Origin of the sequence: Bacillus sp. TH19 (genome assembly GCF_016651075.1) — a bacterium.
GTDB classification, from domain to species: domain Bacteria; phylum Bacillota; class Bacilli; order Bacillales; family Bacillaceae_G; genus Bacillus_A; species Bacillus_A mycoides.
In genome coordinates this window covers 873,934-894,587 of record NZ_JAEKEO010000010.1, presented here as the reverse complement: position 1 = coordinate 894,587, position 20,654 = coordinate 873,934, and the positions used below count along the sequence as shown (strand labels likewise).

At 36.5% G+C, this 20,654-nt stretch carries 23 protein-coding genes; 11 read left to right on the top strand and 12 right to left on the bottom strand.

The window, feature by feature from the left end; all coding sequences use genetic code 11:
* Positions 1-2: 2 nt before the first annotated feature.
* From rfbB to JFU54_RS22250, 7 genes are all read right to left on the bottom strand, one after another.
* Positions 3-974 (bottom strand): dTDP-glucose 4,6-dehydratase, encoded by a 972-nt coding sequence (gene rfbB / locus JFU54_RS22280; protein WP_201066422.1) that lies wholly within the window; start codon positions 972-974, stop codon positions 3-5.
* Positions 975-989: 15 nt separating this feature from the next.
* Positions 990-1,535, bottom strand: a complete 546-nt coding sequence (rfbC, locus tag JFU54_RS22275; RefSeq protein ID WP_002011381.1) for a dTDP-4-dehydrorhamnose 3,5-epimerase — start codon at positions 1,533-1,535, stop codon at positions 990-992.
* Between the two features lie 8 nt (positions 1,536-1,543).
* On the bottom strand, positions 1,544-2,281 hold the full coding sequence (locus JFU54_RS22270) for a sugar phosphate nucleotidyltransferase (RefSeq protein ID WP_201066420.1): 738 nt from the start codon (positions 2,279-2,281) through the stop codon (positions 1,544-1,546).
* Between the two features lie 14 nt (positions 2,282-2,295).
* A complete protein-coding gene (locus JFU54_RS22265) occupies positions 2,296-2,976 on the bottom strand; it encodes a glycosyltransferase family protein (RefSeq protein ID WP_201066418.1) in 681 nt (226 codons plus the stop codon).
* 11 nt (positions 2,977-2,987) lie between these two features.
* The gene (locus JFU54_RS22260; protein ID WP_002140852.1) at positions 2,988-3,674 is read right to left on the bottom strand and encodes a glycosyltransferase family protein; all 687 of its coding nucleotides are present in this window, start codon (positions 3,672-3,674) and stop codon (positions 2,988-2,990) included.
* On the bottom strand, positions 3,671-4,360 hold the full coding sequence (locus JFU54_RS22255) for a class I SAM-dependent methyltransferase (RefSeq protein WP_002125965.1): 690 nt from the start codon (positions 4,358-4,360) through the stop codon (positions 3,671-3,673). The genes JFU54_RS22260 and JFU54_RS22255 overlap by 4 nt, the downstream gene beginning before the upstream one ends.
* A gap of 155 nt (positions 4,361-4,515) precedes the next feature.
* The gene (locus JFU54_RS22250) at positions 4,516-5,613 is read right to left on the bottom strand and encodes a tetratricopeptide repeat-containing glycosyltransferase family 2 protein (RefSeq protein ID WP_201066416.1); all 1,098 of its coding nucleotides are present in this window, start codon (positions 5,611-5,613) and stop codon (positions 4,516-4,518) included.
* 165 nt (positions 5,614-5,778) lie between these two features.
* Here JFU54_RS22250 and JFU54_RS22245 point away from each other — a divergent pair, with 165 nt between their 5' ends.
* The 7 genes from JFU54_RS22245 (at position 5,779) to JFU54_RS22215 (ending at position 13,271) form a co-directional block, all read left to right on the top strand.
* Complete coding sequence (locus JFU54_RS22245; protein WP_201066414.1) at positions 5,779-6,657, top strand: BclA C-terminal domain-containing protein; 879 nt, start codon at positions 5,779-5,781, stop codon at positions 6,655-6,657.
* A gap of 123 nt (positions 6,658-6,780) precedes the next feature.
* On the top strand, positions 6,781-7,626 hold the full coding sequence (locus JFU54_RS22240; RefSeq protein WP_088038891.1) for a TylF/MycF family methyltransferase: 846 nt from the start codon (positions 6,781-6,783) through the stop codon (positions 7,624-7,626).
* 224 nt (positions 7,627-7,850) lie between these two features.
* Positions 7,851-8,609 (top strand): class I SAM-dependent methyltransferase, encoded by a 759-nt coding sequence (locus JFU54_RS22235; RefSeq protein WP_088038889.1) that lies wholly within the window; start codon positions 7,851-7,853, stop codon positions 8,607-8,609.
* Positions 8,610-8,615: 6 nt separating this feature from the next.
* Positions 8,616-9,542, top strand: coding sequence for a glycosyltransferase family 2 protein (locus tag JFU54_RS22230; RefSeq protein WP_002030400.1), 927 nt, complete (start codon positions 8,616-8,618; stop codon positions 9,540-9,542).
* Between the two features lie 130 nt (positions 9,543-9,672).
* Positions 9,673-10,833, top strand: coding sequence for an FtsW/RodA/SpoVE family cell cycle protein (locus tag JFU54_RS22225; RefSeq protein WP_002030401.1), 1,161 nt, complete (start codon positions 9,673-9,675; stop codon positions 10,831-10,833).
* Positions 10,834-10,912: 79 nt separating this feature from the next.
* Positions 10,913-11,653 carry a bis(5'-nucleosyl)-tetraphosphatase PrpE gene (gene prpE / locus JFU54_RS22220; protein WP_002086958.1) on the top strand — a complete coding sequence of 247 codons (741 nt, stop codon included), beginning with the start codon at positions 10,913-10,915 and terminating at the stop codon, positions 11,651-11,653.
* Positions 11,654-11,876: 223 nt separating this feature from the next.
* A complete protein-coding gene (locus tag JFU54_RS22215; RefSeq protein WP_002140844.1) occupies positions 11,877-13,271 on the top strand; it encodes a peptidase G2 autoproteolytic cleavage domain-containing protein in 1,395 nt (464 codons plus the stop codon).
* Positions 13,272-13,316: 45 nt separating this feature from the next.
* Here JFU54_RS22215 and JFU54_RS22210 read toward each other — a convergent pair whose 3' ends face one another.
* The 4 genes from JFU54_RS22210 to JFU54_RS22195 are packed head-to-tail and all read right to left on the bottom strand — an operon-like array spanning position 13,317 to position 16,082.
* Positions 13,317-14,210: an RluA family pseudouridine synthase gene (locus tag JFU54_RS22210; RefSeq protein ID WP_088038883.1), complete on the bottom strand. Its 894-nt coding sequence runs from the start codon at positions 14,208-14,210 to the stop codon at positions 13,317-13,319.
* A gap of 15 nt (positions 14,211-14,225) precedes the next feature.
* The gene (locus JFU54_RS22205; RefSeq protein ID WP_002011365.1) at positions 14,226-15,023 is read right to left on the bottom strand and encodes an NAD kinase; all 798 of its coding nucleotides are present in this window, start codon (positions 15,021-15,023) and stop codon (positions 14,226-14,228) included.
* An 18-nt stretch (positions 15,024-15,041) separates the two neighbouring features.
* Positions 15,042-15,680 (bottom strand): GTP diphosphokinase, encoded by a 639-nt coding sequence (yjbM, locus tag JFU54_RS22200; protein WP_002125951.1) that lies wholly within the window; start codon positions 15,678-15,680, stop codon positions 15,042-15,044.
* Between the two features lie 30 nt (positions 15,681-15,710).
* Complete coding sequence (locus JFU54_RS22195) at positions 15,711-16,082, bottom strand: UPF0738 family protein (protein WP_002030390.1); 372 nt, start codon at positions 16,080-16,082, stop codon at positions 15,711-15,713.
* Between the two features lie 144 nt (positions 16,083-16,226).
* On the opposite strand from JFU54_RS22195, the gene JFU54_RS22190 reads away from it, so the two are divergent.
* The 4 genes from JFU54_RS22190 to JFU54_RS22175 all read left to right on the top strand — a co-directional run bounded on the left by JFU54_RS22190 (position 16,227) and on the right by JFU54_RS22175 (position 18,686).
* Positions 16,227-16,805: a CYTH domain-containing protein gene (locus JFU54_RS22190; protein ID WP_088038881.1), complete on the top strand. Its 579-nt coding sequence runs from the start codon at positions 16,227-16,229 to the stop codon at positions 16,803-16,805.
* A 185-nt stretch (positions 16,806-16,990) separates the two neighbouring features.
* Complete coding sequence (locus JFU54_RS22185; protein WP_000043388.1) at positions 16,991-17,389, top strand: globin domain-containing protein; 399 nt, start codon at positions 16,991-16,993, stop codon at positions 17,387-17,389.
* A complete protein-coding gene (locus JFU54_RS22180; RefSeq protein ID WP_002011359.1) occupies positions 17,389-18,282 on the top strand; it encodes a ClpXP adapter SpxH family protein in 894 nt (297 codons plus the stop codon). Before JFU54_RS22185 ends, JFU54_RS22180 begins: the two co-directional genes overlap by 1 nt.
* Before the next feature lie 230 nt (positions 18,283-18,512).
* Positions 18,513-18,686, top strand: coding sequence for a hypothetical protein (locus JFU54_RS22175; protein WP_002086970.1), 174 nt, complete (start codon positions 18,513-18,515; stop codon positions 18,684-18,686).
* A gap of 132 nt (positions 18,687-18,818) precedes the next feature.
* Here the strand turns inward: JFU54_RS22175 and pepF are convergent, their stop codons facing one another.
* A complete protein-coding gene (pepF, locus tag JFU54_RS22170; RefSeq protein ID WP_002134970.1) occupies positions 18,819-20,645 on the bottom strand; it encodes an oligoendopeptidase F in 1,827 nt (608 codons plus the stop codon).
* Positions 20,646-20,654: the final 9 nt, after the last annotated feature.

Below are 20,654 nucleotides of genomic sequence, written 5' to 3'. Positions count from 1 at the left end.
CCTTACTTTTCTTTTAGTGGTTTCCACCAGTCCACATTGTTTTTATACCATTCCACCGTTTCTTTTAATCCTTGTTCGAACGTATACTTCGGTTCCCATTCAAACTCATTCTTCATTTTTTGTGCATCAATCGCATAACGACGGTCGTGACCTAAACGGTCTGTTACAAATTCAATATCTTTTTTCGTTTTCCCTAAAATTTTTATAATTTGTTCCACAACATCTATATTTGTTTTTTCGTTATTTCCGCCGATATTATACACCTCTCCTACACATCCCTTATGCAAAACGGTGTCAATTGCACTACAATGATCCGTTACATGCAGCCAATCCCTTACATTCAATCCATCACCATATAATGGTAGTTTCTTTCCTTCAAGCGCATTCGTAACCATTAACGGAATTAATTTCTCAGGATATTGGTACGGTCCGTAGTTATTAGAACAACGCGTTATAATAACCGGTAATTGATACGTTTCATAATAAGATAAGGCTATCATGTCGCTACTCGCTTTACTTGAAGAATATGGACTATTAGGAGCTAGCGGGGTTTCCTCGGTAAACTTTCCTGTTTTCCCTAAAGAACCGTATACTTCATCTGTTGATACTTGCACGAGTTTAATATGTGAATATTTTTTCACTAACTCCAACAGCGTGACTGTACCTATTACATTCGTATCATAAAAAGGAATTGGGTTTTCAATACTACGATCCACATGTGATTCAGCTGCGAAATTTACAATTACTTGCACGTCACGTTCCTTAACAACATGTTCCAGCAGCTCTCCATTTTGGATTTTCCCTTTTACAAATGAGTAGTTAGGATTTTCTTGAATAGACTTTACATTATTTAAATTCCCGCTATATGTTAATGCATCGTAATTAATGATTTTATATGTTTCATAGTTTTTTAACATATAGTGAATGAAATTACTTCCAATAAATCCAGCTCCACCTGTAACTAATATATTCATAAACAACTCTCCTACTTAAAAACTATCTTCATATTCCTGAAGTAATGGTAATATTCGATCCTTATCGGACAAGATAGGATTTGTTACCGGCCATGGAATTGATAATTCTTTATCTTCCCAAAGCAAACCGGAATCGTGATCAGCACTATAATACTCATCTACTTTATACATAACAATTGTATGGGGTACAAGTGTACAAAAACCATGAGCAAATCCTTTCGGCACTAATAATTGCCTATGATTATCCGCACTTAAAATATAACCTCTCCACTTTTTAAATGTAGGTGAATCTTTTCGCAAATCAACGATAACATCATATATTGCACCTTGCATAACTTGAATGAGTTTCGTTTGTGCTTTCGGATTTTTTTGAAAGTGTAGCCCTCGAATCGTCCCCGAATGCGCTGAATAAGATACGTTATCTTGCAGAAATGAATGCGTAATCCCTAACGATTCTAGCATCTTCTTATTATAACTTTCAGTAAAAAAACCTCGCTCGTCTTCAAACAATCTCGGTTCTAACAATTTCGCATCGGTAAAATTTGTTTCTACAACTTTCATATTTTCACCTATTCTCCATTAAACTGTTTCCCAAAGTTTATATCCCGCGCTAACGTATTCGCTCTTTGAAGAGAAGCATGCGTTCCCGCATCAGTCCACCAGCCACTCATTTCATTATAAGTAAGTACTCCTCGTTTTAAATACCAATTATTTATATCTGTAATTTCAAGTTCCCCTCTTGCGGAAGGTTTTAATTCTTTTATATAAGAAAAGACTTTCGAATCATACAAATAAATTCCCGTAACAGCATAAGAACTTTTCGGCTCATTCGGCTTTTCTTCAATTTCAATTATTTTTCGGCCTTTAATATGCGCTACACCAAATCGCTCGGGATCTTCTACAGATTGAAGCAGCACTTTAGCCCCTTCTTTTTGACTTGCAAACTCTTCAACATACGGGCAAATATCATCTGAAAAGATATTATCTCCTAATATAACTACCATCCGATCATTTCCTACGAAATCTTCACAAAGTCCTAGCGCCTGCGCAATCCCACCCGCCTTATCCTGCACACGATACGTAAAGGATACACCAAACTCTTGACCACTTCCTAGAAAGCTCACAACATCTCCCATATGCTCTTTACCTGTAATAATCATAATATCTGTAATTTCACATCGCTTCAGCTTATATACCGCATGATAAATCATCGGATACCGCCCAACGGGAAGTAAATGTTTATTCGTTACTTTCGTTATTGGATATAATCTCGATCCTGTCCCGCCTGCTAAAATAATCCCTTTCATCCTTCATCTCTCCCTTATGATGGAGATAGCACCTCTTTATAATGTTCCACAAAAATTTCCCGGTATTTCTCATATGTATCCGCATCAAACTCATCTCCGTTGTAATGAATACACCATAGATTTGCTTGATTAGGGATACCAATTAAATATCCAGCCTTTTGAAATTCTAAAGACTGTGACACATCATAGAAATGGAATCCTTGAAACAAATCCTCTCGCCACGGAATATCATACTGCGTTGCCATGAGTAAACCATCGATTGCTTGCACTGACATAAAAGATTGATTTCCATAAAACCCCTGATCTAAATTTAATAATTGATAATTCCGTCTTCTATGCTCAATCACTTTCCCTACTAAATTTTTCCCTTCCCACCATATCCCGTTATTCGGTAAAAACTGAGCACCAGCTACTCCAATTAAACCAAGCTTTTCATTTTCTTTAAAAAGAGAAATGAGGGTACAAAACATATCACGATTAATTAGGTAAGTATCTTGATGTATATATACTTTATATTTCGCCGGATATGAAAGTGCTCGATTGTACGCACTTGCCATACTTTTCGCATCTCGTATCGGAAAAATTTGCACTACATAGCCAGTGGGAACAACAATGTTTCTTATTTGCCTTTCGCATTGCTCGAAAAGCTCTTCATTATTTACACAAACAACGACTAATATTGTATGATCTTTCATTTTGTAGCCCTCTATTCTTCCTTATTCACATCTGACATATAGTTCTCTACAAATACTTTTCTATACTTTTCATAGTTCGTCATATTTACATCAAAATGATAATGAATACACCAAGCATCACGCTGCACAGGGACACCGACTGTATACCCAGCTTTTTTAAATTCAAAAGATTGGGATACATCATAAAAATCAAACCCATCAAATAAGTCCTCTCGCCACGGAATATCATATTGTGTCGCCATCAATAAACCGTCAATACATTCCACAGGAATAAATGTTTTCGATTCATGAAATGGTTGCTCTAAACTTGCCATATAAAACAAATCGTTCATATAACCAATGACTTTCCCGACAATCCCACGCCCTTCGTTCCATACACCATTTGGAGGAACATATTGGGATCCAACCATCCCAATCATCCCAAGATGTTCATGCTCCTCAAATAATTGAATTAATCCGTATAGAAAGGCTCCATTTATAATAAAGACATCTTGGTGTAAATACACTTTATACTTCGCTGGATGTGAAATGGCTTGATTGTATCCGCTCGTCATACTTTTTGCATTTCGAATCGGCATAAATTGTATAGTATACCCAGGAGGTACTGCCAATTTCAATATATGTCGCGCACATTGTGCATACAATTTCCGATCATTTATACATGTAACAAATAGTATTGTTTTTTCTGCAGCACTCATAATTGTGATTTTTCTGCTTCAATAATATATTGAAATACAACTGTCTCAGCCATGAAGCCACTTCCAAGACGATACTTTTTACAAATTCCATATAACTCTTCAATAAGTGGCTCATATATTTTATGATCAACATATACACGATCTACTTTACTAATAGAATATCCTGCTTTTAAAAACATTCTTAGCATTTCATTAAAAGTAAAGAAACGAATATGCGTTTTATCTAATAATCCATATTCTGTATACGTCCAATTTCCAGCGAGTAAGGGAGCTAATACTGAAATGTGCGCAACGTTTGGTATGCTAGCTAAAATCACACCATTTTCTTTTATATATGGCTTTACTTTCTTTATAACAGCCCACGGATCAAATAAATGCTCTAATACATCCCCGAATATGACACAATCAAATTGTTCCTTCTCATAAGGAAGATCCATTGTTTCTATATCACCTAAAATAACATGATCTAGTTTTTCTTTCGCCTTTTCGGCAGCCTCTGGGAACGCCTCAATTCCTGATACACGTGCTCCATTTTCTTTTATAGCCGCTCCTAATGCACCGCTCGAGCAACCAATATCAAGAACTTCTTGCCATTCCTTTTTTATATGCTTGAATAAATTAGGATTTATCGCATTATAATAATGTTCAGATTTTTCTTCGTATAAAGAACTTTTCTCCCGATTCATTTCACACACTCCTTATGCAAATTGAATTTGAAATATAAACAAAAGATATTCTACAAAGGATGCCATCTCTATTGGTTACATTACCGATAATCTAATATATAGCCATTCTACTATCATTAGAATAGCGACAAGTCATTTCCTAAAAATAGAACAACTTACATTTTATATTGTTTATCATAGATGCCTCTAAAATATTTACGGTTATATTCAATCGCAGCATTATTCGGAACATAAGAAGCTGCCAATTCATTATAATAATAAGCTTTATCTTGATCTCCTAATCTGCTATAACAAATACACATTTGTAAATATGGAATCCACGTATAACTAGCCGGACTGTGAAAAGGACTATCCTCTGCTAGCGGCACTTCAGTTGCTAGCTTAAACCAAAATACCGCTTCATTATACTTTTGTTGTTCCATATATATATATCCTATTCTTGTACAATTCTCTCCTCTAGGAATACCATAACGAAACGACTTCGTACAAGTTTCAACTGCCTTCTCCCAGTTTCCTAACTTCGCATAACAATCTCCTAACTTACCACATGCATAAATTTTCTCTTCATGCCATCCTTCCTCTTGATTAAGAAATGTTTCATACAGAAGAACCGCATCGTCGTATTTTTGATTATCCATAGATTCATTACCGTAATAAAATAAATCTCTCGGGCTTAATTCTTCTCCAGCTGCTACAGCATTTTGAAAAATTTTCAAATTACGATTCGTTATTTCTTTTTCTTTCTTATGTGTAATGGCGACATTACTATTGTAAATCTCACCAGAAACAGCTAAATACTCATGCACCTTTCCAAACCATTGAAATTGTTTTTCACGCTTTACAAGTCGATATCTTCTTGTGCAATATAAAGGTTTCCCATTAGAATCCATTACAAGATAATAAGGCATAGAAACAGCGTCAACTTTACCATCTAACTCTCGTTTTAATGTTTTCAGTGATTCTTGAGCTTCCTCTAATAACACATCATCAGCATCTAACCATAATATATATTCTTGCGTTGCTTTTGAAAACGCAAAATTTCTAGCTGCCGCAAAGTCATCAATCCACGGAAAATCGTGTATGTTAGAAGTGTATTTTGCTACAATTTCCTTCGTTCGATCAGTGGATCCTGTATCAACTACAATAATTTCATCAACAATTTTTTCTACCGCGTCCAAACATCGATCTATTGTATTTTCCTCATCGCGAACAATCATACATAGACTAATTGTAATTCCTTGCTTGTTCAACACAATCACCCTCTTCCAACTCAATCATATGTTATACATACAATAAACTTTCCATTTTTTTAACTTGTTCAAGCTATTTAAGATTTCTTTTTAATAATTCAAATGTCCGTGTCATTTTCTTGTGATTTTGCATCTACTATATAATGAAAGCTTTATGGAGGTGAATTTATGTCAAATAATAATTATTCAGATGGCTTAAATCCTGATGAATTCTTATCAGCTAGTGCATTTGATCCTAATCTTGTAGGTCCAACTTTACCACCAATACCACCGTTTACACTTCCAACCGGGCCTACTGGACCTACTGGGCCTACTGGACCTACCGTACCTACTGGGCCAACTGGGCCTACTGGACCTACTGGACCTACTGGACCTACTGGACCTACTGGACCGACTGGGCCTACTGGGCCTACTGGAGACACTGGTACAACTGGCGCGACTGGAGACACTGGCGCAACTGGGCCGACTGGAGACACTGGTGCAACTGGACCTACTGGGCCTACTGGAGACACTGGCGCAACTGGACCTACCGGGCCTACTGGAGACACTGGCGCAACTGGACCTACTGGGCCTACTGGAGACACTGGTGCAACTGGTGCGACTGGGCCTACTGGACCGACTGGGCCTACTGGGCCATCTGGATTAGGACTTCCAGCAGGATTGTATGCATTTAACTCTGCTACAATTTCTTTAGCTCTTGGAATTAATGATCCTGTACCGTTTAACACGGTTGGATCTCAGTTTGGTACAGCAATTTCTCAATTAGACGCTGATACTTTCATCATAAGTGAAACTGGATTCTATAAAATTACTGTTATCGCATATACTGCAGCAGTAAGTATATTAGGTAGCCTTGCAATTCAAGTGAACGGCGTTAATATACCTGGCGCTGGAACAAGTTTAATCTCACTTGGAGCGCCTCTCGTTATCCAGGCAATTACACAAATTACAATAACGCCATCAATGGTTGAAGCTGTCGTTACAGGACTTGGATTATCTCTAGCTCTTGGTACAAGTGCATCCATTATTATTGAAAAAATCGCTTAATTTTTTTACTTAGCAGTAAAACTGATATCAGTTTTACTGCTTTTTCAATTATGAATTCAAGCATGAAACTTTCACTATCTACATAATCATATTGTTGTATGACATTTTGCAGGAGGCACAAATATGGAAAATAAATTTGCTGTTCAGCTTTATCTCGAGTTGTTAAAGAAAACAATTTTATTTGAAATATGGCTAGAGTATGAGCCATACTTACCTGCTTCATTACATATTTCTAAGGAACTCCCATATGAACCAGTTACCGTACCACTTCCTTTATTCATTAAGCAATATGCTGAAAACCATAACTTGAAAATTGTGAAACCAGATGTTTTAAAAAGTGAACGTCAAGATGGGATGGATTGGCCCAGAGCAGCACACAGTATGATCGGCCGGGAACGAATGAATCAATTACATGAAGCACTGGAAACAGTTGTCCGTGAAAATATAGAAGGTGATTTTATTGAAACAGGTGTGTGGCGCGGGGGATCGTGCATTTTTATGAATGGTTTTTTACAGGCAAATAACATTACTGATCGTAATGTGTGGGTTGCAGATTCATTTGAAGGTTTGCCAACACCGAATTTAGAACACTATCCGAAAGATTACGGAGATTATTTACACTCTTTCGATTACTTACGCGTTTCTTTAGAACAAGTACAAGAGAATTTTAGAAAATATGATTTATTAAATGATCAAGTAAAATTTTTAAAAGGCTGGTTTAAAGATACTTTACCAACAGCACCAATAGAAAAAATTGCAATTGCACGCCTTGACGGTGATATGTACGAATCCACAATGGATGGTCTCGCGAACTTATACGATAAAGTTTCTAAGGGCGGCTATATTATTATTGATGACTATGGACTACCAGCTTGTGCAGAGGCCGTGACAGACTTTAGAAATCAAAGAAACTTAAAAGCTCCTATTACTAAAATTGATGTATTCGGGGTTTATTGGCGAAAAGAATAGGGCGAAACTTTATTCAGTTAGGGTTTCTCCATCTCACACTAATTATTAGCCTTCGCCAATAGCATGATAAATAAAAACAAAAGCTCCCATTACTATTTCCAGTTGTTCTAGGGAGCTTTTTACATATCGCAACAGTTCTAATATCGTTTCCCCTCCCACTATAAAATGTTAGCTGCATGTTAAAAATGTTGGTTCCCTATTTACTACAAGGAAGGAGTGAAATTATGAGCGAGCTTGAAAAAAAAATCGCATTAATCCCACCTCCCGAACTCGTCCAATATGTAGGTGGCGACTTTCAAAAGGTTGGAAAAGAATTCATAAAGCATTTTATTCAAATTGGTAGTTTAAAATCCAATGAAACAGTGTTAGATGTAGGTTGTGGTGTCGGTCGAATGGCGGTTCCATTAATGAATTACTTAGGTGATGATGGAGCTTATTATGGATTTGATTTATTTAAAGATGGCATTACATGGTGCAAAAATAATATTTCAACTGCCCGTAGCAATTTCCATTTTGAACACGTTGATATATATAATCAATTCTACAACCCAGAAGGAAAAGAAGATGCTTCTCAATACAAATTTCCATATGAAGACGATTCATTCGATTTTATTTTTTTAACTTCTGTATTTACCCATCTCCTTCCGAAAGAATTAGAACATTACGTATCTGAGATTGTACGTGTTCTAAAAAAAGATGGGAGATGTTTTATTACCTTCTTTCTCATTAACCCTGAATCATCCTATTACTTAAATTCTGGGCTAAGTACATTAGGTTTTTATCATCAAATTGAAAATTGTTATGTTGTGAATAAAGATATTCCTAATTTCGCAGTTGCCTATCCTGAAGAAGATATCCGCACCTTATTAAATAAACATGGCTTAGAGGTAATTAATCAACCGCATTATGGTTTATGGTGCGGCAGAAATGAATATACAAGTTATCAAGATATCGTTCTTACAAAAAAAGCTTCTGAAAGGTAGTTTCGTATGAATAATAAAAAAAAGTCACCTCTCGTTTCCATCCTTATTCCCACTTATAATCGACCACATTATTTCAAAATTGCTCTAGAAAGTGCATTAGCACAAACTTATCCAAACATTGAAATTATTATAGGCGACGATAGTACAAATGATGAAACAGAAATCTTAATAAATGAACAGTATTTACCTAATTATAAAAACATAACATACATTCGAAATACCACTACTTTAGGACAATTTCATAACGATCTTATGCTCTTAGAGAAATCTAATGGGGAGTATATAAATTTTTTAATGGACGATGATGTGTTTTATAATCATAAAATACAAAAAATGATGGCTTATTTTGAGCAAGACACAAATAAAAATCTCGCTCTTATAACTTCTTATCGAGTACGTATTGATGATCACGGGAATTTAATTGGAGATGCTCATCCAACACAAAGATTATATAGCGAAGACATTCAATTAAACGGAATATTTTTAGGCGACTGGATGTTAAAAGGTGGACATAACATTATCGGTGAGCCTACAACTATTCTGTTTAGAAAACAGTTACTCACTGAACCTTTCGGCACGCTAAAAGGAAGGCACTATTCTTGTAGTGTCGATATGGCATCATGGATTTCCTTACTTTCTAAAGGAGACGCAGTATACATATCCGAACCTTTAAGCCAATTTCGCTACCATACTGGGCAACAAATACACAGCAAGCTCCTTGAAGGATCTGAGGATTTTACGCACCTCGTTATAACTTCAAAAGAATACGGATTTTTACAAGATAATACAGATTATAGACTAGGTCTAATTAGCGCTTATAAATGGTGTAAAGGCTCCTTAGAATATTATAGCCAGCTACCAAACCTCATTCCAGATGCACATGTACGTCTTTCCCATTGTTTGGACATAATTATAAAAGAACTACATCATTAGTCTATTCTGCGAAAATAAAATGTGTGAGCTTTACGTGAATAATGCGTATAGTTCATACATTCTTTTTAAACTATGTGATGCACCAACTAAAACCCACTAATATAGAGAGCAGTAGAAAGGAATTCATACAGTGAAAGATCCGAACACTCAATATCAAATAGACTACATATTAATATTCATTTTATTTGCCATTGGGATTGTTAGCTGCTTTGCTATCGCAAGTGCACAAGCTTCTTTACCACCATTTTTACAAAACGTAAATTTTGTATTAAAACAAATCCAATGGTATGCCATTGGATTTATCGCCATTGGTGTTATTATGGTTATTGATTTCGATCGCTATAAACAAATTGCTTGGTATTTATATAGCTTTGCACTCATACTTCTAATTGGCCTAGAACTTCAAGTTCCTGGCGCCGTTACAATTAAAGGGGCTACCGCGTGGTACAGACTTCCAGGCATCGGAAACTTTCAGCCTTCTGAAATTATGAAATTATTTTTGATTATCGTCGTTGGACGAATTATAGCGAATCATAATGAAAAATACCTTTTTCGGACAACTCGTGAAGATTTCATTTTACTTTTAAAAATATTTGCAGCTAGTTTACCTCCACTACTTCTAATCGCAAAAGAACCTGATTTAGGAAACACAATGGTCATTTCAGCGATGCTTGCAACAATGGTTTTAGTTTCTGGTATACGTTGGCGCTTTATCCTCGGATTAACCTCCGGTATTTTCGCCATAGGCTCTACCTTAACATATATTTATTTCACGCATACAGAGTTCTTTAAAGAGCACATTCTAAAAGAATATCAATTAAATCGCTTCTATGGTTGGCTTGCACCTTATGAATATGACGCACAAGGATATCAATTAAGACAAGCATTTTTAGCTACTGGATCAGGAGAGATGCAAGGAAAAGGATGGGAAAATAGACAAGTATATTTTCCAGAGCCACATACAGATTTTATTTTTACAAATATCGCTGAACAATTCGGTTTTCTAGGAGCAAGTGTTATTATTTCATTTTTTTTCTTACTCATTTACCGAATGATCCATATCGCTTTAGAAAGCAATGAACCTTTCGGTAGTTATATTTGCGCTGGTACAATTGGAATGTTTACGTTCCAAGTATTCCAAAATATTGGGATGACAATTGGTTTACTCCCTATTACAGGAATAACGTTACCGCTTATGAGCTACGGCGGGAGTTCACTGCTCACATATATGGTTGCTATCGGATTTATTTTAAACGTACGCTCAAGAACTAAAATCTTTATGTTTAAATGAACCATATCGAAAAACGGTATGGTTTTTTTCTATGTCCATTTTAGATATACTAATGAAAAAATGAGCTGGAGGTTTAAATATGAAATATGACATTATAGGTGATATTCACGGATGCTTCCAAGAGTTTCAAGATTTAACAACGAAACTAGGGTATAGCTGGGATAGTGGTATCCCAATTCATAACGCAAAACGAAGGCTTGCATTCGTTGGTGATATTACAGACCGAGGTCCTCATTCATTACGGATGATTGAAATTGTATGGGAGCTCGTAATAAATAGAAAAGATGCTTATTATGCTCCAGGGAATCACTGTAATAAACTGTATCGTTTCTTCCTTGGACGTAATGTTACAATCGCTCATGGGCTCGAAACAACTGTTGCAGAATATGAAGCATTGCCTTCTAATAAGCAACAAATAATAAAAGAAAAATTCATTACTCTTTACGAACAATCACCGCTATATCATATACTGGATGAAAAAAATTTAACCGTCTGTCACGCTGGTATTCGGCAAGATTACATAGGAAGACAAGATAAAAAAGTACAAACCTTTGTATTATATGGTGATATTACAGGCGAAAAACACCCTGACGGCTCACCTGTCCGCCAAGATTGGGCGAAAGAGTATAAGGGTGAAACATGGATTGTTTATGGACATACACCTGTCAATGAACCTCGCTTTGTGAATCATACAGTCAATATTGATACTGGTGCTGTATTTGGTGGTAAACTAACTGGACTACGTTACCCTGAGTTGGAGACCGTTTCTGTCCCTTCTTCCCTACCTTTTGTCCCTGAAAAGTTCCGCCCAATTTCATAAAGTGAAACTTCAATCAGTGGGGGTTTTGTTCATCCGCCACTAATTATTAGCCCGCACCAATCGGGATAAATACCTCTACTTAATACAATTCACGATTTGCAGAGGATCATGGTGTTTTCTAGACATATTCCACACTAAAACTAGATAAAGCAATTAAAAAAAGATGCAATAAAGTGCATCTTTTTTTAATTGCACGGCATATACTGTCGCAGGAGGTGACGGAATGAAGAAAAAATCTTCTAAACAAAAAAGAAAATTCCACCCTTTATACCATCCCATGTATGGAATTAACAACTGGTGCAGTATTCGAGCTGCAGCTATAGAAGAAATAGAAGAACAAGAGTCATCAAAAAAAAGCAAACCGAGAGAAACATATGTCTCTTTAGAAAATGCTGTTATGAGGCGAATTATAGATAGCAGGAAAATAAAAGCAAAACAAAAAAAGAAGCTCGCTTCTAATAATGATGAACCTGTGCTTAATTCGGAAAAGATACAAGAAAATATAGAAGAAAACATTCCTGCAGCAATAAAGGAAAAAGTACAACCAGAAATTCCAGCTACTATTATAAATCAAGTAAAAAAAATAAAAGAAGCATTAATCTCGGGCAACGATGTACAAATAGAAAGATCCGCCCCTATTCAGGCTCCTGTACCTACACCTATAAAAAAAGAAAATAACAAAGGAGCTCGTCACGCATATAAAGAAGGACTTCACTCTAAAGCTGATGGAATCGCTTCACATGCAGAAGGGCTTCTTACACATGCAACGGGTCCCTTTTCTCATGCAGAAGGGACAAAAACAAAGGCAACTGGACATAGTTCGCATAGCGAAGGAAGTGAAACGACAGCAGGCGGCTCTTATTCTCATGCAGAAGGAAAACATGCAATTGCTTTGGGCGAAGCAGCACATGCAGAAGGAACCGCAACTATCGCTAACGGATTCTCATCTCATGCGGAAGGAAATCATACATCAACAGCTAATTTTGCAGGCAGCCATATTATGGGTAAATTTGGTACAGCAGAAGAAGCTTATTCCTGGTTTATCGCAAATGGGACAAATGACACTGATTATAATATAGGTGCCAAATGGCTTGCCCATAACGGAGAAATGTATATCGATGGTGCTTCTTACAATGCAGGTGGTACTGATTTTGCACAAATGTTTGAGGCAGCAGATCATAGCCCTATTGATATCGGCTATTTCATTACATTTAGTAGCGAAGAAAAAATTCGAAAAGCTACTTCAAATGATTCATTCATATTAGGAATATCTAGCGCTACCCCCGCTCTCATAGGAAATAGCGGTGCTTTAAGTTGGCAAAAACGCTATAAAACAGACAGCTTCGGAAAACGTCAATATACGCGTACGGATACGCAAGAAATACGACCTCTTTTAAATACAGAATGGGATCCAGCTTGTAAGTATATATCAAGAAGAGACCGTACTGAGTGGCTTCCTGTCGGATTAATTGGACAAATGTTAGTACGTGATGACGGCACTTGCGAAACACACGGATATTGTCGTCCGAATGATGACGGCATTGCCACGAAAGCTGAAAGTGGCTTTTTCGTTATAAAACGTACTGGTGAAAATCAAATTTTAATATTATTCCGCTAAAAAAAGGGAACAAAATTCTTTTTATGATAAGAATTTTGTTCCCTTTTAATTGTTATGTAAAGCGTATTGCATATCCTCTGGGATACTTACGGTAAAAGTCATTCCCTTTTCTAAAATAGGATGATAAAACGTCAAAGATGTACTATGCAGCGCTTGACGTTTTATCACATCTCTTCGGCCACCGTATAGATCATCCCCAAGTAGCGGATGTCCTATATATGCCATATGTACACGAATTTGATGTGTTCTTCCCGTCTCGAGCTCAAGCGCTACATGCGTCTTATCGGAAGAACTCTCCATCACTCTAAAATGAGTAACAGCTCTTTGACCATCTTCACAGACAGTTCGCTCGATAATACTATCCGCTTTTCGTCCGATTGGCGCGTCAATCGTTCCTAATTCTTCTAAAATAGTCCCATGAACGATTGCCTCATACGTTCGTTTCACCCCTTTTTGTTGATGCTGCTTCGATAAAAGGTGGTGAACGAATCTATTTTTCGCAATTAGCATAAGCCCTGAAGTATCACGATCTAACCTCGTCACAATGTGCACCGTACTTGCAAGATTTTGTTTATCATAATGATATAAAAGAGCGTTTGCAATACTTCCTGACGGGTGCTCCCTAGACGGAATCGTCGACATATTTGCTTCTTTATTTATAACAAGAACCGCATCATCTTCATATACGATACATAAAGGGATCTCTTCCACTTCCATCCCTTCACTTCTTTCCTCCACTGGAAAAAAGATTTGTAACTCTTCACCAGCTTGTAACTTGTGACGAACACTTGTGTGTTGACCGTTTACTTCAATTGCTCCCCCGCGGAACTTTATATCCGTTAAAGCAGCTTTCGAAATCCCTTTTGTTTTCAAAAATTCTCTAACTAAAGTTCCCTCTTCAGCCAGCCCTATATCCCATTTCAATGTAAATCTGTTCAAATATATAAACCCTCTCTATTTATCTGCAACAAACGAGTCACGAACACGTTTCCAGAATGGGAACGGACGGAAACGAACAAATCGTACTTTCTCGTTTGCAACGCGATACTGAATTGATTTCACATCTTGATGAACCATCGTCAAATGATCCACGGTAATTTGCATGTTCATTCCTGCAGCCGGCTTTAAAACGCATGTATGATGCTTCGGCAGTACGAGCGGCGAACCTACCGTACGAAATACACGATTGTTGATAGATGCCATTTCTGCAATTTGAATCGCTTCAATAGAAGGGTGAATAATTGCTCCGCCAAGCGCCTTATTATACGCGGTACTTCCTGAAGGAGTAGAAATACAAAGACCATCTCCGCGAAACGTTTCGAAATACTCTCCGCGTATTTCCACTTCTGTTACTAATGTACCTTCTGCACTTTTTACAGTCGCTTCATTCATCGCCAAATACTGCGACTCTTTACTACCATTCACATAGCGAATAATCACTTCTAAAAGTGGATATTCAACCACTTGGAACGGTGTTTTAGCGATTGCAATCACCAACTTCTCTACTTCCGTCGGTAACCAATCTGCATAGAAACCTAAATGCCCTGTATGTACACCAACAAATGCGGTTTCATCTAATCGATTATAGTAACGATGGAATGCATATAAAAGCGTTCCATCTCCCCCAACAGAAATTACAATATCAGGTTCCTTTTCATCCATTGTAAACCCAAAATCTAACAAGTATTCTTTCATCGTACTTGCTAGTGTATCTGATGATTGATCTCCCTTTGACATAATTGTAAATTTCATCGCCCAACACCCTTTAGTTTATGATTCAGAATCTTTCGTTTCCTGCTTTCGTGAAAAGACCTTTTGCGCTTCTTGAATTTCAAGACGAATGGAAGACATTTCTTCATCTAATAAAAACGCCGCTTCCGCTGCACGTTGTAAGCGTATTTTAATATCTTCAGGAAAACGTCCACTATATTTGTAATTTAAAGAATGCTCAATCGTTGCCCAAAAATTCATTGCTAACGTGCGAATTTGAATTTCAACTAACACTTTTTTCTCCCCCTGTATCGTTTGAACAGGATAACTAATGACAACGTGGTAAGAGCGATAGCCGCTATCTTTCTTTTGCGTTACATAATCACGTTCTTCTACAATGTCAAAATCATTTCGTTTTCGAAGATATTCTACAACAGGCTTAATCTCATCTACGAATTGACACATCATTCGAAGGCCCGCGATGTCCTGCATATCTTCTCTAATTCGGTCTAGCGGTACATTTCTCTTCTCCGCTTTATCAATAATACTTGCAACCGACTTTACCCTTCCTGTTACAAACTCAATTGGAGAATGCTCCGTTAACATTGCAAATTGAGTACGCATTCCTTTTAGTTTCACTTTCAGCTCCGCCACCGCTTGGTGATACGGTGCTAAAAATTCTTCCCAATTACGATTCATTTCAACCACCACCAAAATCAATCCATTTGCTTATAGAAACACTTTTTCTACAGCAGTTACTAGTTCTTCTCCGTAATTTGCATTACCTTCAATATTTTCAACTAAATATTCTACTTCTTCTTTTAATCCTTCTAATTCTATTTCAACATCATTCACGCGAATAAACATCGCTGTATCTTTATTCATCGCTTCATGCACTGCTTCCCAGCATGTATGCGGAATACTTACATAAATGAAAGATGATTCATTTTCTAAGATATATAAAAATGATAAATTGTCTGAGTCTACAAGTACGTGATTACGCGCACTTAACTCCTTTACCTCTATTTCAGTATTTTCCGCACAAAAAATAAGCGCATTCTCTCTCGTTTCTACGCTCTTAACTTGAATTTTATTTTGCATACTCGAACTCCTCCATCTCAACTTCCTGTCTTACTTAACAGTATTATTGTATCATAACATGGACGCAAACAAATAAAACATTGAACCAAATTTGCGAAAAAGCGATAATGTGGAAAGAATTATTTTTCAAAAGGAGCGCATACAATGACACAAGAAATTGAAATTGAATTTAAAAATATGGTTACAGAGAAAGAATTCCAAACATTATGCAAATCTTTTTCTATTGAAGCATTTACAAAACAAGTAAATCATTACTTTGAAACGCCTCACTTCTCTTTAAAAGATACGGGCTCTGCACTTCGTATTCGTCATAAAGATGGAACTTATACATTAACATTAAAACAACCTGCTGAAATTGGTTTATTAGAAACTCATCAGTCTGTAACAGAAAAAGAAGCACAACTTATGATGGAAACAAACACAATCATTCAAGGAACTGTAATGGATCAGCTACACAAATTACAAATTCCCGTTTCCGCTTTAACTTATATGGGTAGTTTAACAACAGAAAGAGCTGAAATATTATTTGAAGGCGGAACGCTTGTCTTTGATCATAGTTTCTATTACAATCACGATGATTATGAAATTGAATACGAAGTGCAAGATGAAAAGACCGGTAAAGCAGCATTTATAAGGTTATTAAAGCAACATAACGTACCAGTTCGTCATACAAACAACAAAGTAAAACGCTTTTTCCTTGCCAAACAAAACGAAGAGCGCTAAAGTAAAATTTCCATCAGTCAAGAAGAGCTGTACTTACGGCTACATTTCACCTTTTTGAAAAGTAAAAGATTTATTAGCAACATATAGAATAAGCAAAGAATGTTATGAAGGCTGTTTAGTTGCTCTTCATAACATTCCATTGCTACAATAGATATACATTTCATGGAAAAAGGGGTTTATAAAGGATGAGCAAGCAACCGATGACACCATTTGAAGCAATCGGCGGTGAACAATGCATTGCAACATTAGTGGATACATTTTATTCCTATGTCAGTGAACACCCTGACTTATCTCCGATCTTCCCGGATGATTTAACAGAAACTGCTAGGAAGCAGAAACAATTTTTAACACAATATTTAGGTGGTCCTAATTTATACACTGAAGAACATGGGCATCCTATGCTAAGAGCACGCCATCTTCCGTTTGAGATTACTCCAAAACGCGCAGAAGCTTGGCTGTCATGTATGGAGCAAGCAATGGATGATACAGGAGTGCACGGTCATATAAGAGAGTTTGTTTTTGAACGTTTAGCATTAACTGCTCAACATATGGTCAATACTCCAAATGAAACAGGTGAAGTGTAATGGATAAGCAGGAAGCAAAGCATATAAATATGCCTTCTCCTTCCACATGCGAGCATAAATCTGTAGAAGCATATTTATTTATTGATCCACTTTGTAAAGATTGCTGGGATATCGAGCCATTTATTATTAAACTATGGCTTGAGTATGGGAAATACTTCTCTATTCGTCATATAGTAACAGGAAAAGTGGACGGGGCGAACGCTTCCTCACACAAATGGAATAAACCTGCTAATATTCGATTTGTGTGGGAAAAGACAACAAGTTTACAAGGTTTTTCATGTGATGGAAAAGTACATATGCAAGAGGCGTCGTCAACACCGTATTTAGTTTCGATGGCAATTAAGGCGGCGGAGTTGCAAGGCCGAAAAGCAGGTTCGAAGTTTTTGCGAAAACTCCAAGAATACATTTTTCTTGAAAATGTATCAAACCCTGACTGTGAATTATTGCTTACATGTGCTAAAGATAGTGGCATTGATGTAGAGGAATTTAAAAAAGACCTACACTCAGTTAGCGCAAAAAAAGCTTTCCAATGCGACCTAAAATTCACAAATGAGATGCATATTACAGAAATACCTTCCCTCCTATTTTTTCATGCAAATTCAGATGAGGAAGGTATTAAAATCACAGGGATTTATTCCTATGATGTATACGTACAGCTATTAAAAGAACTGGTAAAATGCGAAATTGAGCCAGAACCATTACCTCCTTTAGAAGTATTACTAGAAGCAACACAATTTATTTCTTCAAAGGAAATCTCATTTATATATGACTGCCCTCAGCAAGAAATAGAGCGTGAACTAAAAAAATTACAACTAAAACGAAAAGTACAAATGATTGAAGTGAAGTGCGAGCGTTATTGGAAATGGATAGCAAAAGAAAAAGACCTGGTGTAAACACCAGGTCTTTTTCTTTACGGCTTATAAAAATATTAAAGGGGATGGGAGAAATTTTCACGTTCAAACAAAGGGGTATATGTTTGTATGTGAATTCGTTCACGCTTATTATATTACAAGATTCGACGTCAGATGACAACCCCTTTTGTCGAATTTCACATTTTTGTCACATTCTAAACGTTTTCATTTTTGAATAAGCTATAAAAAAGAACATTTAGGAGGTTTTATTAATGAAAAAGTCTCATATCGCGCTAATTTTTCTAGCTTTCATTGTTTCTTTTTTCTTGTACATCCTTTCTCTACTACAAGCTTTTCCTAAAATTATTGCCTTCCCTCTTTTATTCGGAGTTATCGTCATCGCTGTCTCTTATTTCAACTATAGAAAACGATTTAAAGGATTTTAATTACAAAAATCAACTGTAAAACTGCCTTCTAATTTAGAAAAAGTAAGGAAATCCTCCTTATTTTTTCGACAAATATCGACAAAAACATTTTCAAACAAAAAAGACGAGGATAAAATCCCTCGTCTTTTCTCATTACTTTTCTTCAAATAATAACGCTTCTAATTCATTTAATTTCTCTTCAAATACTTGAAGTGCCTCTTTCACTGGTTCAGGAGATGCCATATCAACTCCTGCTTTTTTCAACACTTCAATTGGATAATCGGAGCTTCCCGCTTTTAAGAATTCGTTAATGTAACGTTCTACTGCTGGTTGCCCTTCTTCTAAAATTTGTTTAGATAACGCAGTCGCTGCACTAAATCCTGTTGCGTATTGATATACGTAATAGTTGTAATAGAAGTGCGGAATACGAGACCATTCTAAACCGATTTCTTTATCGATTACTAAAGCATCCCCGAAATATTTCTTATTTAAATCGTAGTAGATCTCCGTTAACATATCTGGCGTAACCGCATGTCCTTCTTGTACTTTTTTATGAATGATATGCTCGAACTCTGCAAACATTGTTTGACGGAATACAGTACCACGGAATCCTTCTAAATAATGATTTAATAAATATAGACGCTCTTTTTTATCTTCTGTCGTTTTTAATAAATAATCATTTAGAAGCGCTTCATTACAAGTTGATGCTACCTCTGCAACGAAGATTGAATAATCACCGTATACGTGTGGCTGTGTCTTTCTTGTGTAATAACTATGCACCGAATGACCAAACTCATGAGCAAGTGTATATAAATTATTTACATTATCATGCCAGTTCATTAAAATATACGGATTTGTTCCGTATGCACCAGATGAATATGCTCCGCTTCGTTTGCCTTTATTCTCGTACACATCTACCCAGCGATTTTCATATGCTTCTTTTAAAATTTCAACATATTCATCACCAAGTACGTTTAAAGATTTTAATAACAGGTCTTGCGCTTCTTCATACTTCACATTCATTTTCACTTCTTGTACAAGTGGTGTATATAAATCGTACATATGAAGCTCATCAAGTCCTAGTGCACGCTTACGAATATCAATGTAACGGTGTAATAAATGTAAGTTATCATTTACTGTTTCAACGAGTTGATCGTATACTGCTTCAGGAATATTATTATTGCTTAATGCTGCTTGGCGAGCAGAATCATATTTACGAATACGTGCATTGAAATTATTACGTTTCACTGCCCCGCTTAACGTACTTGCAAATGTGTTCTTAAATTTTCCATACGTTTCAAATACAGCTTTGAATGCATCTTCGCGAACACGACGATCATCACTTTCTAAAAACTGAATGTAACGGCCATGTGTTATTTCTACCTCTTCTCCATCCTCACCTTTAATAGATGGGAATTTCAAATCCGCATTATTCAACATACCGAATGTATTACTTGATGCACTCATCACTTCAGATGCTTCTGCTAATAACGCTTCCTCTGCCTCAGATAATACGTGCGGGCGTTGACGTGTAATTTCTTCTAACGCATGCTCATATACACTTAGTTCTCGATTTTCTTGTAAGAATGTTTGCAATGTATCTTCTGAAATAGATAAAATTTCAGGTACGATATACGCTGTGCTACTAGATACTTGTGAGTATAAATTTGTTGCGCGATCATTCAGTGCTTGATACACAGAGTTTGTTGTATCTTGATCGTAACGCATATGTGCATATGTATATAGCTTACCTAATCGCATTGAAATTTCATCTTCATATTGCAATGCCTCAAGCAAATTGTCTGCAGAGTCGCCAAGCTTCCCTTTAAATTCAGTTAACTTTGGCAATAGCTCTTTAATAGCTTGGAATTCTTTTTCCCATTCTGCATCTGTTTGGAAAATATCTTCTAATCGCCATGTACTTGCTTCTTCAATCTCATTGCGATCTGGTAATGTTTTTGCTTTATTTTGTTCAGACATTCTGTAAGC

Excerpts from the sequence above, each read along its gene's own strand:
- rfbB (WP_201066422.1), bottom strand. The coding sequence starts at position 974 with ATGAATATATTAGTTACAGGTGGAGCTGGATTTATTGGAAGTAATTTC.
- rfbC (WP_002011381.1), bottom strand. The coding sequence starts at position 1,535 with ATGAAAGTTGTAGAAACAAATTTTACCGATGCGAAATTGTTAGAACCG.
- JFU54_RS22270 (WP_201066420.1), bottom strand. The coding sequence starts at position 2,281 with ATGAAAGGGATTATTTTAGCAGGCGGGACAGGATCGAGATTATATCCA.
- JFU54_RS22265 (WP_201066418.1), bottom strand. The coding sequence starts at position 2,976 with ATGAAAGATCATACAATATTAGTCGTTGTTTGTGTAAATAATGAAGAG.
- JFU54_RS22260 (WP_002140852.1), bottom strand. The coding sequence starts at position 3,674 with ATGAGTGCTGCAGAAAAAACAATACTATTTGTTACATGTATAAATGAT.
- JFU54_RS22255 (WP_002125965.1), bottom strand. The coding sequence starts at position 4,360 with ATGAATCGGGAGAAAAGTTCTTTATACGAAGAAAAATCTGAACATTAT.
- JFU54_RS22245 (WP_201066414.1), top strand. The coding sequence starts at position 5,779 with ATGTCAAATAATAATTATTCAGATGGCTTAAATCCTGATGAATTCTTA.
- JFU54_RS22240 (WP_088038891.1), top strand. The coding sequence starts at position 6,781 with ATGGAAAATAAATTTGCTGTTCAGCTTTATCTCGAGTTGTTAAAGAAA.
- JFU54_RS22235 (WP_088038889.1), top strand. The coding sequence starts at position 7,851 with ATGAGCGAGCTTGAAAAAAAAATCGCATTAATCCCACCTCCCGAACTC.
- JFU54_RS22230 (WP_002030400.1), top strand. The coding sequence starts at position 8,616 with ATGAATAATAAAAAAAAGTCACCTCTCGTTTCCATCCTTATTCCCACT.
- prpE (WP_002086958.1), top strand. The coding sequence starts at position 10,913 with ATGAAATATGACATTATAGGTGATATTCACGGATGCTTCCAAGAGTTT.
- JFU54_RS22215 (WP_002140844.1), top strand. The coding sequence starts at position 11,877 with ATGAAGAAAAAATCTTCTAAACAAAAAAGAAAATTCCACCCTTTATAC.
- JFU54_RS22205 (WP_002011365.1), bottom strand. The coding sequence starts at position 15,023 with ATGAAATTTACAATTATGTCAAAGGGAGATCAATCATCAGATACACTA.
- yjbM (WP_002125951.1), bottom strand. The coding sequence starts at position 15,680 with ATGAATCGTAATTGGGAAGAATTTTTAGCACCGTATCACCAAGCGGTG.
- JFU54_RS22195 (WP_002030390.1), bottom strand. The coding sequence starts at position 16,082 with ATGCAAAATAAAATTCAAGTTAAGAGCGTAGAAACGAGAGAGAATGCG.
- JFU54_RS22190 (WP_088038881.1), top strand. The coding sequence starts at position 16,227 with ATGACACAAGAAATTGAAATTGAATTTAAAAATATGGTTACAGAGAAA.
- JFU54_RS22185 (WP_000043388.1), top strand. The coding sequence starts at position 16,991 with ATGAGCAAGCAACCGATGACACCATTTGAAGCAATCGGCGGTGAACAA.
- JFU54_RS22180 (WP_002011359.1), top strand. The coding sequence starts at position 17,389 with ATGGATAAGCAGGAAGCAAAGCATATAAATATGCCTTCTCCTTCCACA.
- JFU54_RS22175 (WP_002086970.1), top strand. The coding sequence starts at position 18,513 with ATGAAAAAGTCTCATATCGCGCTAATTTTTCTAGCTTTCATTGTTTCT.
- pepF (WP_002134970.1), bottom strand. The coding sequence starts at position 20,645 with ATGTCTGAACAAAATAAAGCAAAAACATTACCAGATCGCAATGAGATT.